The sequence below is a fragment of the Winogradskyella sp. genome (assembly GCF_028289625.1).
In the GTDB taxonomy this organism is placed as follows: domain Bacteria; phylum Bacteroidota; class Bacteroidia; order Flavobacteriales; family Flavobacteriaceae; genus Winogradskyella.
Map to the genome: position 1 here is coordinate 1 of NZ_JANQOM010000056.1, position 15,432 is coordinate 15,432.

Annotated in this window: 14 protein-coding genes; 4 read left to right on the top strand and 10 right to left on the bottom strand. The window is 36.4% G+C overall.

The features are described from left to right. From lpdA to Q0992_RS11170, 5 genes are all read right to left on the bottom strand, one after another. On the bottom strand, window positions 1-1,249 hold a 1,249-nt coding region (gene lpdA, locus Q0992_RS11150), incomplete at its 3' end, for a dihydrolipoyl dehydrogenase (protein ID WP_299523972.1). A 5-nt stretch (window positions 1,250-1,254) separates the two neighbouring features. Beyond that, window positions 1,255-1,830 (bottom strand): porin family protein, encoded by a 576-nt coding sequence (locus Q0992_RS11155; protein WP_299523974.1) that lies wholly within the window; start codon window positions 1,828-1,830, stop codon window positions 1,255-1,257. 60 nt (window positions 1,831-1,890) lie between these two features. Then, on the bottom strand, window positions 1,891-3,489 hold the full coding sequence (locus tag Q0992_RS11160) for a S41 family peptidase (RefSeq protein ID WP_299523977.1): 1,599 nt from the start codon (window positions 3,487-3,489) through the stop codon (window positions 1,891-1,893). Window positions 3,490-3,566: 77 nt separating this feature from the next. Next, window positions 3,567-4,193 carry a CPBP family intramembrane glutamic endopeptidase gene (locus Q0992_RS11165; RefSeq protein WP_299523979.1) on the bottom strand — a complete coding sequence of 209 codons (627 nt, stop codon included), beginning with the start codon at window positions 4,191-4,193 and terminating at the stop codon, window positions 3,567-3,569. Between the two features lies 1 nt (window position 4,194). Next, window positions 4,195-4,653 carry an Lrp/AsnC family transcriptional regulator gene (locus tag Q0992_RS11170; RefSeq protein ID WP_299524080.1) on the bottom strand — a complete coding sequence of 153 codons (459 nt, stop codon included), beginning with the start codon at window positions 4,651-4,653 and terminating at the stop codon, window positions 4,195-4,197. Window positions 4,654-4,813: 160 nt separating this feature from the next. Here Q0992_RS11170 and Q0992_RS11175 point away from each other — a divergent pair, with 160 nt between their 5' ends. Continuing rightward, complete coding sequence (locus Q0992_RS11175) at window positions 4,814-6,028, top strand: aminotransferase class I/II-fold pyridoxal phosphate-dependent enzyme (RefSeq protein WP_299523982.1); 1,215 nt, start codon at window positions 4,814-4,816, stop codon at window positions 6,026-6,028. Between the two features lie 106 nt (window positions 6,029-6,134). Here the strand turns inward: Q0992_RS11175 and Q0992_RS11180 are convergent, their stop codons facing one another. Further along, the gene (locus Q0992_RS11180) at window positions 6,135-7,157 is read right to left on the bottom strand and encodes a metal-dependent hydrolase (protein WP_299523984.1); all 1,023 of its coding nucleotides are present in this window, start codon (window positions 7,155-7,157) and stop codon (window positions 6,135-6,137) included. 83 nt (window positions 7,158-7,240) lie between these two features. Here Q0992_RS11180 and nhaC point away from each other — a divergent pair, with 83 nt between their 5' ends. Next, a complete protein-coding gene (gene nhaC / locus Q0992_RS11185; RefSeq protein WP_299523987.1) occupies window positions 7,241-8,731 on the top strand; it encodes a Na+/H+ antiporter NhaC in 1,491 nt (496 codons plus the stop codon). A gap of 2 nt (window positions 8,732-8,733) precedes the next feature. Here the strand turns inward: nhaC and Q0992_RS11190 are convergent, their stop codons facing one another. Both Q0992_RS11190 and katG read right to left on the bottom strand, forming a co-directional pair. Then, window positions 8,734-9,204, bottom strand: coding sequence for an ankyrin repeat domain-containing protein (locus tag Q0992_RS11190; RefSeq protein WP_299523990.1), 471 nt, complete (start codon window positions 9,202-9,204; stop codon window positions 8,734-8,736). Between the two features lie 78 nt (window positions 9,205-9,282). Then, window positions 9,283-11,496 (bottom strand): catalase/peroxidase HPI, encoded by a 2,214-nt coding sequence (gene katG / locus Q0992_RS11195; RefSeq protein ID WP_299523994.1) that lies wholly within the window; start codon window positions 11,494-11,496, stop codon window positions 9,283-9,285. Between the two features lie 266 nt (window positions 11,497-11,762). On the opposite strand from katG, the gene Q0992_RS11200 reads away from it, so the two are divergent. After that, window positions 11,763-12,482, top strand: a complete 720-nt coding sequence (locus Q0992_RS11200; protein ID WP_299523997.1) for a hypothetical protein — start codon at window positions 11,763-11,765, stop codon at window positions 12,480-12,482. A 63-nt stretch (window positions 12,483-12,545) separates the two neighbouring features. Here the strand turns inward: Q0992_RS11200 and Q0992_RS11205 are convergent, their stop codons facing one another. Beyond that, on the bottom strand, window positions 12,546-13,328 hold the full coding sequence (locus Q0992_RS11205) for a prohibitin family protein (RefSeq protein ID WP_299524000.1): 783 nt from the start codon (window positions 13,326-13,328) through the stop codon (window positions 12,546-12,548). A 197-nt stretch (window positions 13,329-13,525) separates the two neighbouring features. Between Q0992_RS11205 and Q0992_RS11210 the strand changes: the two genes are divergently transcribed. Continuing rightward, window positions 13,526-13,762, top strand: a complete 237-nt coding sequence (locus Q0992_RS11210) for a DUF2007 domain-containing protein (protein WP_299524003.1) — start codon at window positions 13,526-13,528, stop codon at window positions 13,760-13,762. On the opposite strand, the gene Q0992_RS11215 is transcribed toward Q0992_RS11210, so the two are convergent. Next, the gene (locus tag Q0992_RS11215; protein WP_299524006.1) at window positions 13,759-15,384 is read right to left on the bottom strand and encodes an ABC-F family ATP-binding cassette domain-containing protein; all 1,626 of its coding nucleotides are present in this window, start codon (window positions 15,382-15,384) and stop codon (window positions 13,759-13,761) included. The genes Q0992_RS11210 and Q0992_RS11215 overlap by 4 nt on opposite strands. Between the last annotated feature and the right edge of the window lie 48 nt (window positions 15,385-15,432).

Genomic DNA, 15,432 nt, shown 5'->3' on the forward strand with positions numbered 1-15,432 from the left:
AACGTGCTCCGATCATATGCACGCCTAGAACTTCATCCGTAGTTTTGTCGGCTAAAATTTTCACGAAACCATCCGTATCGCCACTTGCTCTTGCTCTACCTAATGCCCTAAAAGGAAACTGACCCACTTTATACTCCACATTATCAGCTTTCAACTCTTCCTCTGTTTTACCAACCGCCGCAACTTCTGGCCAAGTGTAAACCACTCCTGGGATCAAGTTATAATCAATATGTGGCTTTTGTCCGGCTAGGGTTTCAGCAACAAATACACCTTCTTCTTCAGCCTTATGAGCCAACATAGCACCTCTAATGACATCTCCAATGGCATAGATGTTAGGAACGTTGGTTTGTAAATGTTCATTGACCTCAACCTGTCCTCTATCATTAACCTTTACGCCTGCAGCTTCAGCATTTAAGCCATCCGTATAAGGACGACGACCTACGGATACCAAACAATAGTCTCCTTTAAACTCAACTACCTCTCCTTTTTTGTTTTCGGCTTTTACAACAACTTCATCACCATTTCGCTCTACAGACTGCACCTTGTGAGACATCATCATTTTGCACTTAGCTTTCTTAAAGACTTTATTCAATTCTTTAGATAAGCCGGCATCCATTGTAGGCAGGATTCTGTCCATATATTCGATTACGGTGACCTCAGCTCCTAATCTGTAATAAACCTGACCTAACTCTAAACCAATTACTCCACCACCAATAATGATTAAGTGTTTTGGAACTTCCTTGAGCTCCAAAGCTTCTGTTGATGTGATAATACGTTCTTTATCTAGCGTAATAAAAGGTAAATTAGATGGCTTTGAACCAGTAGCTATAATACTATTTTTAGCTTCAATTTCTCCGGCATCCTTCCCCTCAATTTTAATATGTGTCGTATCTATAAACGATCCTAATCCTTCGTATACATCTATGTTATTCTTTTTCATTAAGAAATCAATACCACCTGTGGTTTGGTCAACAACAGCTTGCTTACGAGCAATCATCTTTTCCAAATTGACCTTAATATCACCAGGAATCTCAATACCGTGCTCTTCAAAATGCTTTGTGGCTTCTTCATAATGATGTGAAGAACTCAATAAGGCTTTACTAGGAATACAACCCACATTTAGGCATGTTCCTCCAAGTGTAGAATATTTCTCAATTATTGCGGTTTTCATGCCTAGTTGCGCACAACGAATTGCTGCTACATATCCACCAGGACCCGAACCTATTATTGCTACATCGTATGAATTCATATGTTTTATTTTATTTTAAATTGAAACGCTAATTGAAATGCTCTATTTTGATTTTTGGTTTCTGCCGAGGTTACATCGGTCAAACCTAAGTAATATCGTAATGAAGCCGCTATTTTACTAGAAATTGCATAACTGGCACCAAGATTCACTCCAAAATCCCTATCAAAAAAATCGGATTTTACATCAGCATTAGAACCTGTGCCATTTTTGGCCGTTACCAATAAACCTACTTGCGGACCTGCATCAAAACTAAATGCATTGGAGACAAAATACTTTACTATTACTGGTAGAACAACATAATTTAATCTTACATTGGGATTATCCCCTTCGCTTAGTTCAAATCCATATACCGTAAACAGTAATTCTGGTTGCACCTTTACATCTTTTGTCAGCTCTATTTCCATGTAAAATCCGGCTTGGAAGTTGATTAAGGACGATAAATCGTCTGTTCCGTCACCAGCTAAATTAGCAACATTCCCACCTACTTTTATACCATATGGATGCTGTTGAGCAGCAATTTCAAAAGAAATGAAAAGCAATACAACTAAAAGTACTCGCATGCAAACTTTAATGAGTTGCAAAAATACAATTTAGTTTAATGATTTACGAATCTAACAATCATTATTAAAGTTATGGTATTTTTACTTTTTCTTGATGTCTTCCAATACCCATTCGAGTTCAAGGTCCAGCTGATTTAATCTATCTTGGTAAGTTGGTAAAATGTCAACATCTGGCTTTACCCCATAACCATCAGGCTTGGTCTTATTAGGAGCGTCAATATGTGCTAAACCTATTCTTGCTTTAACTTTTGTATTTGGCAATTCATAGATTTTATAAAACCCAGCAACGGTTCCGTTGTAAGCGCCACCTGTTTCCTCACCAACAAAAGTTGCCTGTTTATTGCCATGAAGCTTCGTAGATAAAACTGAAGATGCCGAAAACGAATTACCGTTAATTAAAACATAAATCTTGCCTTTAAAATTATTGGGTTTTGGTTCTTGTTCCCTAGAGGCTTTGAACCTGTAGTATAATTGCCCTTTTTCTTTCTTGGTCTTAAACAAATCATAACCATAAATAAATGGTGAGAATATACCTGCAAGAATCTTTGTGCTAGTTGGTCTGGCGTTGCTCATCATGTACTTTAAAAATGGAGATCTCGAATTGATTTCACTTGGATTAATCATCACGAAATTCTCATCAGTAAGATAAGAATACAAACATGTTATCTCTTTAAGACGACCACCAAAATTATTTCTTAAATCAATGATAAGATATTGCGATTTTGCCGAATCTATTTTAGCGAACACTTCTTCATAAAAATCTTCATATTTACTACCCTTACTGAAAGATTTTATTTCTAAGAATGCAACTGTACTGTCCTCACCTATAAAGCTAAGATTTTTGATGTATGTTCTGTTTAAAAAATCATATCCATACTTTTTTCGGTCTTTACTTCTCTGACGTCTTTTTAGCCTATCTATTTTTCGTTTAGCCTTCTTTTCTGTTTTTGTGAGCGTGTCTTTAGGTATAGTCTTAGCTATTGAATCTTTTTTCAACAGATTCTTAGTAGATTTAAAAACGCGCTTGTAGGTCTTTAAAAATGTTGAGTCCGGATTGCGAAACCTTAATGCAATACTGTCAAAACGCCCATTTGCTTGCTGATAGTAGCTTAAAAATCTATAACCTACCACACGATTATGAAATGTGGTATTATACCCATCTGAAGCCACAGTTTTTTTAAACTGCTGATGCAAATCCATTGCATTTTGCCCATTAACCTCTAAAAGCTCTGCATTTACTAATACGGAATCCTTTCCCCTGGCATTTCTAACAATGATTCTATCATCCAAATATTCAAAATCCAAATTATTTATATCGAACTTTGCGCCACGTCTCGCTTTTCTTTCTTTTCTGTTAAAGCGTGTTGAAGGTGCAGAGACCGACATATGGCCCTGACCAACATATTTAGTGACTTGTGCTAGGCTTTTATGAAAAGTCCTACTGGTCATTGGTTGGTCTATTGCTTTTTTTAGACTATCAAATTTAAAATCTAAAGTTTCCTTGGATGTGTACTGATACAATCTTGGATGTAATCGTTGAAGTTGTTTGTAAAGTTGATCTATATCGTCATGCAAATCTTCGACAGGGTGTAATTTTGTTACAGCTTCATTATGTTTAACTATGGTACCACAAGATGTTAGTATTATTGTTACACCAAGTAGAAATAAAAGTTGCTTCATTTAGATTTATTTTGAAATTAAGTAATCGCTTTTCTTAATAGACGTAAAAAAGTTAACAATAGTTGCCTGCATGTAAATTATGATGGAAACCCTAACATTTCCCCCATACCAACAGTAAATAGCCAGCAACCATAGATGGCATGTTCTATAGAGACTAGAAGTGTGGATTTTGTCTTCTTAAAGGTTAATGCAAATAGGATTCCGCCTATGAATGTTAGGATCATCACTAAGGTATTTTTGAAGAATATATGCGCCAACGAAAAAACAGCTGCATTTACCATAATAAAAAGTGCATGACTCCTAAACAAAGACTCATACCGTTGAAAGAAAAACGTTCTATAAATTAACTCTTGCGGATAAACCGAAAAAAATGAATAAATAAATAAAATGATTACCCAAAGTCCAGGCTTTGTTTTAACAACGACAAAAAGATTTTCGTCATCTACTAAGTACATATAGACTGTAGTAATTATAGCTATTGCAATAAACTTCAGAGCAGTGCGCCTCCAAAATTGTGTCCAATTAATGTGTTCCCTAAGTTTGAATTTATTGTGTTCAACTTTGAGCAATACATAAGCTACATAGATAAAACCTGCAAGCCCAATGGCCAATTTAATCCAAACAGGAAACTTTAAAGCAAAACTTACGGGAATTAAAATAAAAATGATGAAAAACTCTATCAGCCTATATCTAATACTTTGCATATTATAATGTAATCGCAGTTGTACATTTAACCTCATTAATCATAAACATACTATGTGTACTGCCAATATGATCTATTTTTGTAAGTTTTTTAACCATAAATTCTCGAAACGCCTCCATATCCTCTACAAGTACTTTTAGTAAATAGTCATAATCGCCACTGATATGATAGCATTCTAAAACTTCTTCCAATTTACGAACTTCCCTTTCAAATTTAATAACATAATCCTGAGAATGTTGTACTAGCTTCACATGGCAGAAGGCCACAAACGCTTTGTCGACTTTCTTTTTATTAATCAAGGCTACATAATTACTGATTATTCCGTTATTCTCCAATTTTCTTATACGCTCATATACTGCAGTGACAGACAAACCAAGTGCATTTGAAAGGGCTTTATTAGTCTGTTTGCAATCTTTTTGAAGTAATTTGAGCAGCGCTTTATCGATGAGATCTAACATAATAGTGAATAAATTTTCGGTCTGAATGATTCTCTTGCTGAAGTTATAGATTTTTTTTCTAAACAATATCTAATTTTTAGATTAATTTTTTTAATAATCAATTATGTATTGATTTTATGTCTATTTATAACGAAATTTGTAATAAGATTAAAATACGCTTATTATGAAGTTTAAACCAGCTAATAACATTCAGGATTTACAATATTTTGGTGAATTTGGTGGTGTGAATCCATCAATATCAGATTCTTCAACCTATACCTTTCTATCGGCTAAAACTATGTTCGATACCTTTGAAGGCAATGCTGATGGTTGCTACTTATATTCGCGTCATTCATCGCCATCCAACTTATACTTAGGCGAAGCTTTAGCGGCTATGGAGGGCACTGAAACAGCAACTGTTACAGCTTCAGGAATGGGAGCCATTACGCCTGTTTTGTTACAACTCTGTGCTTCTGGTGAACACATTGTAAGTAGCAGAACCATTTATGGTGGTACTTATGCTTTTCTAAAAAACTTTGCACCAAGATTAGGCATTAATACCTCTTTTGTTGATATCACAAAATTAGAACGTGTGGAAGCGGCAATTACTCCAAAAACCAGAGTGCTATATTGTGAATCAGTTAGTAATCCTTTGCTGGAAGTCGCAGATATTGTAGGCTTGGCACAATTGGCCAAAAAGCACAATTTAAAGCTCGTGGTGGATAACACATTTTCACCGCTATCAATTTCTCCGGTTAAATTGGGTGCAGATATCGCAATTCATAGTTTAACAAAGTTTATTAACGGTTCTTCCGATACGGTTGGAGGCGTCGTTTGTGGCACTCAAGAACTTATTGACCAATTACGCAATGTTAATGACGGTGCAGCCATGCTTTTAGGTTCTACCATGGATAGTTTACGATCAGCATCCGTATTAAAAAACCTAAGAACACTACATGTAAGAATGCAACAGCATAGCCATAACGCCTTATACCTCGCCAAGAAATTTGAAAATGATGGACTAAAAACAGTCTATCCTGGTTTAGCATCCCATCCATCACACGATTTATTTAAATCCATGATGAACGATAAATATGGTTTTGGAGGCATGCTGACCATAGATGTTGGATCGCTGGAAAAAGCCAATGAGCTTATGGAGCTTATGCAAAAACGCAACTTAGGCTATTTGGCCGTTAGCTTGGGCTTCTATAAGACATTATTTAGTGCCCCAGGAAGTTCTACATCTTCTGAGATACCTGAAGAGGAGCAAGCCGAAATGGGATTAAGCGATGGATTAATTAGATTTTCAATTGGCTTGGATGCCGATATAGAACGCACCTATAAAATGATGAAAGCCTGTATGATTGAATTAAATATCTTAGAGGAAGAATTGGTTTAAAAAATGGTTACTTCGAGTAATTCTGAATTGTGTCGATAACTAACATAAAAGACTTCTCGATACAATTTGTTCGTACTCCACAAATCACTCGAAGTGACATATAATTTTATTGTCCTTTTAAACGTATCCAAAGGGCATTTATGGCAAAACCAAAATCGTCCGTTCCTGGTTCAAAAGGTTTCATATTTAATCGGTCTCCATCTTTATACAACATAAGATTAAAAATCGCCTTATAACCATCTCGTGTCTTCACCATAGGATACCTTAAGTCTTTATGAAGATAGTCACCATTATCCAATGATTCAATATTATAGTAGTTATTACTGAACCAAGTTAGACCTTTTATATCATCAAAATCATCTTTGCTTAGATCTCGTATTTTGGGAATCGTTTTCCAGTCAGAGAATCGATCGGATGTATCTAATAGCGAATAAAACCCTATATGGTAGGACTCATCAGATTCAGCAATACCATACCAGAGAATATTGTTCAAAATTGCTGGTTGTGTGTTAAATCTAGAATAATTTATCTCTTTATCTATAAGTGTATTTTTGAAAACAGAATCAATATACATCTTGTTAAAAATTGTAAGTACCATGTATGCAGAGCTAATTCCAATTCCCATTTTTAACCAAAACCGTCTTCGAGATTTTGTTCTATCATAAAACATTAAAACAATCAGACATATAAGAAATGGAGCCGTATATAATGGGTCAGCTACAGCAATATTATTGAGCGCTACTCTATAATTTGAAAACGGCGCAAAAAGTTGTGTGCCATAAGGAGTAAAGCTATCGAGAATCACATGGGTAAACAACGACCAAAAAAACAGTTTTGTCCAATCGCTTTGATTCGTCGTGTCTAATCGCTTCCCTGTATTGTAAAGTTTATAAGCTAGCCAACCGAATAGAAACGCACCCAAAACCGAAAATAAGATTGAGTGCATAAATCCTCTATGGAAGAGCATGGCATCTATTTCATTGTTGTAAAGCCAAGCACCAACAAAAGTATCCAGGTCTGGTATAGTACCACCTACGGCTCCAAATAATAAGGCTTTATTGCCAATTTTCTTACCAAGTACTGCCTCACCACAAGCAGCACCTAAAACAATTTGAGTTAACGAATCCATTAGTGTTCGTAAAAGTACACAACTTTAGGCATTTGCAAATCGCTTTACAAAATCGTAACATTACACAACTAAACTGAACTAAGATGCAAGACGGCAAGAACATTTCTGAAATTAAGGTTAATGAGCAAAAAATAATTGATAATAAAGAATTAAGCATTTGGGAAGCATTAATTCCTTTGGTAGTTTTAATTATACTACTAGCATACAACGTGTTAGTCGCTTTTGGAGATTATTCGATTGAAGGCCCGAATCAATTTGCACTTATTTTTGCTGCCGCAGTTGCCGCCATTGTTGGCTTTAGAAATAAAGTCTCTTACAAACGAATGCTGGAAGAGGTTGCGGAAAATGTAAAATCCACCACAAGCGCTTTATTAATTCTACTTATGGTAGGAGCCTTAGCAGGAACATGGCTTATTAGTGGTGTGATTCCCACAATGATTTATTACGGTTTGCAAATATTAAATCCGACTATATTTTTAGCAGCGTGCGTCTTAATATGTGCTATTATTTCTATTGCCACAGGAAGTTCATGGACAACGTCAGCAACCGTTGGTATCGCCTTAATAGGTATCGGTGGAGCTCTAGACATCTCTTTAGGCATGACAGCAGGTGCCGTACTGTCTGGTGCCTATTTTGGTGATAAAATGTCCCCTTTAAGCGATACTACCAACTTGGCACCAGCTATGGCAGGAACCGATTTATTCACACATATCAGATATATGGCTTATACAACCGTTCCGACCATATTAGTGACACTAATTGTTTTCATTATTATTGGATTTACACAATCAACATCTGGGAATACTGACACCTCAGAGATTACAGGATTAATAAGCTCAAAATTTAATACCTCACCGCTCATTTTCATAGTCCCTATAGTAGTTATTATCTTAATAATAAAGAAAGTGAAACCCTTGGTAGCCTTGTTCATCGGCACTCTTCTAGGAGGTATTTTTGCTGTAATTTTTCAACCAGATATTATTAAGACCTTATCTGGTTCTGAAGTCGTTGATTTCAAATCTTCCTATCAAGCAATTATTAATGCGATAACTTTAGAAACAACATTGGAGGCTCCCGAAGCTTACGAAAAGCTTTTTAAGGCCAAAGGTATGGATGGTATGTTAAACACGGTTTGGCTCATAGTTTGTGCTATGGTATTTGGAGGTGTAATGGATGCCATTGGTGCATTAGCAAGAGTTACTAAATCCCTATTAAAAATGGCCAAATCCATATTTGGATTATTCGCAAGTACAGTAGCCAGTTGCTTGGCGTTAAACATTACAGCATCAGACCAATACTTGGCGATTGTTGTACCAGGGAAAATGTTTAAAAATGCTTATGAAGACAGAGGCCTAGCACCAGAAAATCTCAGTAGAACGTTAGAAGATTCCGGCACAGTAACGTCTGTACTAATACCTTGGAATACCTGTGGCGCTTACCAAGCTGGTGTGTTACAAGTGAGCGTAGCGGATTACTTCTTTTACGCTATATTTAATTGGCTAAGTCCTTTTACAACCCTGATATTTGCCGCGTTTAGAATAAAAATCAAGCAAATTAAAGGACGCCTGGCCTAACACTATTTGAGAAGTACCTGAATACCTTCAAAGGATTTTTCAACAGCATAATCCAAAGCCGTTTTTCCATTGGCATCTTTAATGGTTTGGTCGGCATTATGCGCTAATAGGATTTTTACCACTTCTAATTGATTGTATTGTGATGCAAAACTTAAAGCTGTAGTGCCATTATTGTTTTGAGCATCAATATCAGCCCCACTTTCAATCAATAGATTTACAAGGGCAATATTCCCTTTAAAACTAACGCCAATCAATGCTGTATTACCTGAAGCATCCTTAGCATTAATATCAGCCTTATTGTCAATTAGAATTTTGGCGATGTCCACTTTATCAAAATAGGTGGCAAAAATAAGTGTTGTGAATCCCCTTGCATCTTCTGAATTGACCAAATGAGGGTTGTTTTGCAATTGCAATTTTATATTTTCAATATTTCCAGTTTGAATGGTTCTGAAAAATAGTTCTTGTGCGTTCATTTTAATTTGAGTTTAAAAAAGGAATGCGCAACACTATGCACATTCCTCCTTTGATCATACCTGATTATTTATCAATTCCTATTTTAAATCATAGCGGTCTAAATTCATCACTTTTGCCCATGCAACCACAAAGTCATTTACAAATTTTGCCGCACCATCGTCAGCACCATAGACTTCACAAACCGCTCTAAGCTCCGTGTTAGAACCAAATATTAAATCAGCTCTCGTTCCTGTAAACTTAACAGCACCTGTTCTACGGTCTCTTCCCTCGAAGATGGTATCATCATCTGAAGTTGCACTCCACGTATACGTGAAATCCAAGATGTTTGTGAAGAAATCATTAGTTAAGTGTCCAACGTTATCCGTAAAGACACCATAATTTGAGCCATCATAATTTGCACCTAAAACGCGAAGACCTCCAACTAAAGCTGTCATTTCAGGGATTGAAAGTGTTAACAAATTGGCGCGATCTACCAATAAATCTTCAGCGGCAACTTGCTTTAATTCTGGAGTCACATAATTTCTGAAGCCATCAGCTAATGGTTTTAGATATCCAAATGACTCAAGATCTGTTTGTTCTTGAGATGCATCACCTCTTCCTTGACTAAATGATACAGAAACGCTATGACCTCCTTGACTCGCAGCTTCTTCAACCGCGGCATTTCCGGCTAAGACAATAAGATCTGCCATTGAAACTGTGCCACTAAATTCGTTTTGAATACCTTCGAGAACGTTCAATACTTTATTTAATTCTTCTGGGTTGTTTACTTCCCAACTGCGTTGTGGTTCTAGTCGAATACGTGCACCATTGGCACCTCCTCGCATATCAGAACCTCTAAATGTTGATGCCGAAGCCCAAGCGGTTTTAACTAATTCTGAAACCGTTAAGCCTGAAGCCAAGACCATTTTCTTTAAGGCTTCAATATCTGAATCACTTAAAGTATAATCTACTTTTGGAATTGGATCTTGCCATATTAGTTCTTCACTTGGTACTTCTGGACCTAAATAGCGATCAATCGGTCCCATATCCCTATGGGTTAACTTAAACCAAGCACGTGCAAAAGCATCTTCGAAAGCTTTATGATCTTTATGGAAACGTTCTGATATCTCTCTATACGTTGGATCCATTTTTAAAGCCATATCAGCAGTAGTCATCATTAATGCTTGTTTACCACTACCATCAGCCGTTGGTGCCATACGTGCATTTGATTCTGCAGTTGGAGTCCACTGGTGTGCTCCTGCAGGACTTTTGGTCAACTCCCAATCATAGTTGAGCAACACATCAAAATAATCAGCATCCCAACGTGTTGGATCAGGCGTCCACGCACCCTCAATTCCACTTGTAATAGCATGTTGTAAAACACCTGTTTCAAAAGTATTTTTCCAACCTGTACTCATTTCTTCGATAGAAGCTCCATGAGGCTCAACACCGACATACTTATCTGCATCTGCAGCACCATGTGCTTTACCAAAAGTATGACCACCAGCAACTAAAGCTACTGTTTCCTCATCATTCATGGCCATACGTCCAAAAGTAATTTTTATATCGTGTGCAGATTTTAAAGGGTCTGGTTCACCATTTGGCCCTTCTGGGTTGACATAAATCAATCCCATGTGTACGGCACCTAAATGTCCTTCTAACTCACCGTCACTCGTATCATATCTATCGTCATTATCTAGCCATCCTGTTTCACTTCCCCAATAAATATCCTGTTCTGGCTCATAAACATCCTCACGGCCACCTGCAAAACCAAATGTTGGGAATCCCATTGATTCTAAGGCAACATTTCCTGCAAGAATCATAAGATCTGCCCAAGAAATTTTGTTACCATACTTTTTCTTTACAGGCCACAACAGTAAACGTGCTTTGTCTAAGTTGCCATTATCTGGCCAACTATTAAGTGGCGCAAAACGATGTGTACCTGTACCAGCACCTCCTCGTCCATCTCCTACTCTGTAAGTTCCTGCACTATGCCAAGCCATACGAATCATCAACCCTCCGTAATGCCCATAATCAGCTGGCCACCAATCTTGGGAATCTGTCATTAAATTCGTTAGGTCTTTTTTAAGTTCATCGTAATCAATACTATTAAACGCTGCTGCATAATCAAAATCCTCACCCATCGGATCGTTCTTTGGTGCATGCTGTCTTAGAATATTTAGTTTTAATTCATTGGGCCACCAATCGCGATTTTGAGTTCCGCCACCTGCCGATTTTTTCTGAGTACCACTCAAAAATGGGCATTGGCTAGCATCACTGCTATTAATGTTGTAATTTCCTTTATTGTCCATATTTCGTCGTTTTTAGAGAGTTGATTTTACTTGGTTAAAAGTATAAAATTAATGAGCAGTGACTAAAACTCAGACATACTATATGTTTATTTTTCTATAGATTTTATCTATCAATAATTTATTTAGAATAATTTCAAATAATAGCAATGTTTGAGAACTGTTTAAGTTTTAGTATGATATCAATTAATTTTGACCTAAAAACTTAAACACTTCTGTTAAATTTTTGCATCTATAACAGAGTAAGCTTAATTTTAAGAAAAAAGAAAATGTTATTGAAAAAGACTAATATTGAGGAAAAGCTAAAAGCACTAAAAGGCAAAGGTAAGGTTGAAAATGACATCATTGATGAAGTAAAAGCTATTCTAAATGACGATCACAAAAAAGATGAACATATTTTAAAGACATTATCTAGCAACAACAATTCTGATTATAATGATTTTATCTTCGACTTATTAGAGACCGATCGAATTTATCATATAAGCCAAATCAAAAAGACTTGTGTTAATTATCGCTTACGGTTTTTAGATACAAAGCTTTTTAAAGGCGAATTGCCCTATGAAGCCATATCAAAAATAAAACAGCTTGAAAAAGAGCACAACACCAACCTCAAAGGGTTTAAAATTATAGCTCCTGCCAAGCTTTTTAAACTGGAGCATTACGACGACCCTCTTCTTTTTGCGCCAATTGGGAATGGTTATTACTATTTAATTCATAAATGGGGAAATGATCTTAACCCTCTTAGAAGGGCTTTAATGTGGCCTGTAAGAGATTTTGAAAATTTCGTTTTCTGCATGTTTATTATTAGTATTTTGATTACTGCTGCCATTCCAGATGGAGTTTTTTCAAACAAAGCTACAGCTGCCAATGCAGGTATAGTTTTCTTATTTGTCTTTAAATCTGTTGTTGCTGCTGTGATGTATTACGGTTATTTATCAGGTAAAAATTTCAGCGCAGCCATATGGGATAGCAAGTACTACAATACTTAAAGAAAAAAGGTCATAACTGTTAGTATGACCTTTTCCTATATTTATAGCTTTCATCCTTCGAGATTAATCACTAGTGTTTTGTTGTGCATTAATTAAATAAGGGGTTTTCCCATCTGTTATGATGACCTTACTATTTGCTGACTTGGCTAATTCCTTAAAAGCTTCAATACTTCTTATTTGAATAATTGCTGGTGTTAGACCAATAGATAGTATTTTTTGGGCGTCTCTAATACCTTCGGCTTCAATAATCTTTCTTTCTGCTTCTAAACGTTCTTGTTGTAGCACAAACTCCATACGCATAGCATCTTGTTCAGCTTGTAATTTCTGTTCTATAGAAGATGACAATCCTCTTGGTAATTGGATACTTTTCATTAGTACAGCCTCTATAACTATACCTTGCTCTTTTAAATTATCAGCCATTTTTACCTGAATAGCTTCTTCAATGTCGGCGCGTCGACCAGAATGCATATCCTTGGCAAGAAATTGTGAACATACATCGGCAGATGCAGATCTGAACACGCTAGTTATCACATCAGTGTAATTGGGTCCGATATTTTCTAATATAGTCGGTACTTTATCAACTTGCAATCGATATAAAATTGATATTTCTGATTCAACACTTAAACCTTCCTTGCTTGGTAGGTTTAGTAACAGCTCTAGATTATTGGTCTGTATAGACTCCTTTATTACTTTTGTCGTAAATGGATTAAAAAAGATAGTTCCTTGGGTTGTAACCTCTGAATCTAATTTTCCCAGTTTCTGTTTAATACCTGCCTCACCAGGTCTGACGACAGCACAACTGAACGATAACAGACCAAGTAACATAATTAATAGTTTTGCTTTCATAACATTTAGTGTTTTATTGTGTTGTAATACAAAGATAATTCTCACAGGATTAAAGTCTTGTATTACATTAGTTATAAATATCATAAAGTTTGTCCTAAACCAACTATAATGAGTAACACAAGCTGTTCAATAAAAAAAAGTGAATTAAGTACCGTTTATTTTTTGTAACTTATAATGAAATATAATTTCATACAGATATGAGCACCTCCGAATATACAAAAGTGTACTATGGCAACCTTATCCTAGTCACAAGAATTAAAAATGAGTTAGAACATATTGGTATCATTCCGATTATTAAAGATGAAGGTGAGTCGCAGCGTTTGGCTGGTTATGGCTCTTTAAACCAAGGCTATCAGGAAATTTTTGTTCATAATGATGAACTGGATAAAGCTACAGCCATTGTAGAACGTGTAAAGGCTGAACTGGGGGTTTAAGCCGTAACAGCATACATCTTCTCGCGCTGCTCTTTAATCTTTTTGTTGCTCATGTATTCATCAAAGGTCATGTAACGGTCAATGACACCATTTGGTGTGAGCTCAATAATGCGATTACCAACAGTCTGCGCAAACTCATGATCGTGTGTAGTTAACAATACAGTGCCTTTGAAGTTCTTTAATGAGTTGTTAAACGCTGTAATACTCTCCAAATCCAGGTGGTTGGTAGGTTCATCCAGCATTAAGACATTGGCTCTTATCATCATCATTCGGCTTAACATACAGCGTACTTTTTCTCCTCCTGACAAAACATCAGATGTTTTCAAAGCTTCTTCGCCACTGAATATCATTTTGCCAAGGAAACCTCTGATATACACTTCTTCACGTTCTTCTTCAGTGGTTGCCCATTGACGCAGCCAATCTACTAGCGTCAACTTATTATCAAAGTATTCGCTATTGTCCAATGGTAAATACGATTGGGTCGTTGTGACACCCCAAGCATACTTCCCTGCATCTGCTTTCTCTTTTCCATTGATGATCTGATAAAACGCTGTAGTGGCACGTGAATCTTTAGAATACACCACTACCTTATCTCCTTTAGCCAAATTGATATCCACATCTTTAAATAACACTTCACCATCTAGGCTAGCCGAGAGCCCTTCAATATTTAAGATTTGATCACCAGCTTCGCGCTCACGCTCAAAAATAATCGCAGGATAACGACGGCTACTTGGCCTAATATCAGAAATATTTAATTTATCAATCATCTTCTTTCTACTTGTCGCTTGTTTAGACTTCGCAACATTAGCAGAGAAACGACGAATGAATTCCTCAAGCTCTTTCTTTTTTTCTTCTGCTTTTTTATTTTGTTGTGCACGCTGCTTAGCAGCCAATTGAGAAGATTCGTACCAGAAGGTATAGTTACCCGAATAATGGTTGATTTTCCCAAAATCAATATCTGAAATATGTGTGCAAACAGCATCTAAAAAGTGTCTGTCGTGAGATACCACAATGACGCAGTTATCGTAATTAGCTAAAAAGTTTTCTAACCATGAAATGGTTTCGTAATCCAAATCATTGGTAGGCTCATCCATAATCAATACATCTGGATTTCCAAATAAGGCTTGGGCCAACAATACTCGCACTTTTTGTTTTCCGTCTAGATCTCCCATTAGGGTATAATGCAAATCTTCTTTAATACCCAAGTTAGATAACATGGCAGCAGCATCACTATCTGCATTCCAGCCATTCATTTCTTCAAACTCCACTTGAAGCTCACCTATTTTCTCGGCATTCTCGTCTGTATAATCCGCGTAAAGCGCATCAATCTGAGACTTTAATTTGTATAATGGTTTGTTTCCCTTTAAAACGGTTTCTAAGACTGTATCCTCATCATGCTTGTTATGGTTCTGCTCTAGTACCGACATGCGTTTACCAGGCTCTAGATGGACATGGCCAGATGTTGGTTCCATTTTTCCTGCTAAAATCTTTAAAAACGTGGATTTTCCTGCTCCATTAGCACCAATGATTCCATAACAATTACCATTGTTAAATGTGGTGTTTACCTCATCAAAAAGGATACGTTTGCCAAATTGAACTGAAAGATTAGAAACTGATAACATTTTATAGGCTTTAAATTTTCGGCAAAAGTAGAAAATAAAAGCGATTGA

What these genes read in the sequence shown, in the direction of transcription:
- Q0992_RS11215 (WP_299524006.1), bottom strand. Translation starts at nt 15,384, where the DNA reads ATGTTATCAGTTTCTAATCTTTCAGTTCAATTTGGCAAACGTATCCTT.
- Q0992_RS11210 (WP_299524003.1), top strand. Translation starts at nt 13,526, where the DNA reads ATGAGCACCTCCGAATATACAAAAGTGTACTATGGCAACCTTATCCTA.
- katG (WP_299523994.1), bottom strand. Translation starts at nt 11,496, where the DNA reads ATGGACAATAAAGGAAATTACAACATTAATAGCAGTGATGCTAGCCAA.
- Q0992_RS11190 (WP_299523990.1), bottom strand. Translation starts at nt 9,204, where the DNA reads ATGAACGCACAAGAACTATTTTTCAGAACCATTCAAACTGGAAATATT.
- Q0992_RS11175 (WP_299523982.1), top strand. Translation starts at nt 4,814, where the DNA reads ATGAAGTTTAAACCAGCTAATAACATTCAGGATTTACAATATTTTGGT.
- Q0992_RS11160 (WP_299523977.1), bottom strand. Translation starts at nt 3,489, where the DNA reads ATGAAGCAACTTTTATTTCTACTTGGTGTAACAATAATACTAACATCT.
- Q0992_RS11165 (WP_299523979.1), bottom strand. Translation starts at nt 4,193, where the DNA reads ATGCAAAGTATTAGATATAGGCTGATAGAGTTTTTCATCATTTTTATT.
- nhaC (WP_299523987.1), top strand. Translation starts at nt 7,241, where the DNA reads ATGCAAGACGGCAAGAACATTTCTGAAATTAAGGTTAATGAGCAAAAA.
- Q0992_RS11180 (WP_299523984.1), bottom strand. Translation starts at nt 7,157, where the DNA reads ATGGATTCGTTAACTCAAATTGTTTTAGGTGCTGCTTGTGGTGAGGCA.
- Q0992_RS11205 (WP_299524000.1), bottom strand. Translation starts at nt 13,328, where the DNA reads ATGAAAGCAAAACTATTAATTATGTTACTTGGTCTGTTATCGTTCAGT.
- Q0992_RS11200 (WP_299523997.1), top strand. Translation starts at nt 11,763, where the DNA reads ATGTTATTGAAAAAGACTAATATTGAGGAAAAGCTAAAAGCACTAAAA.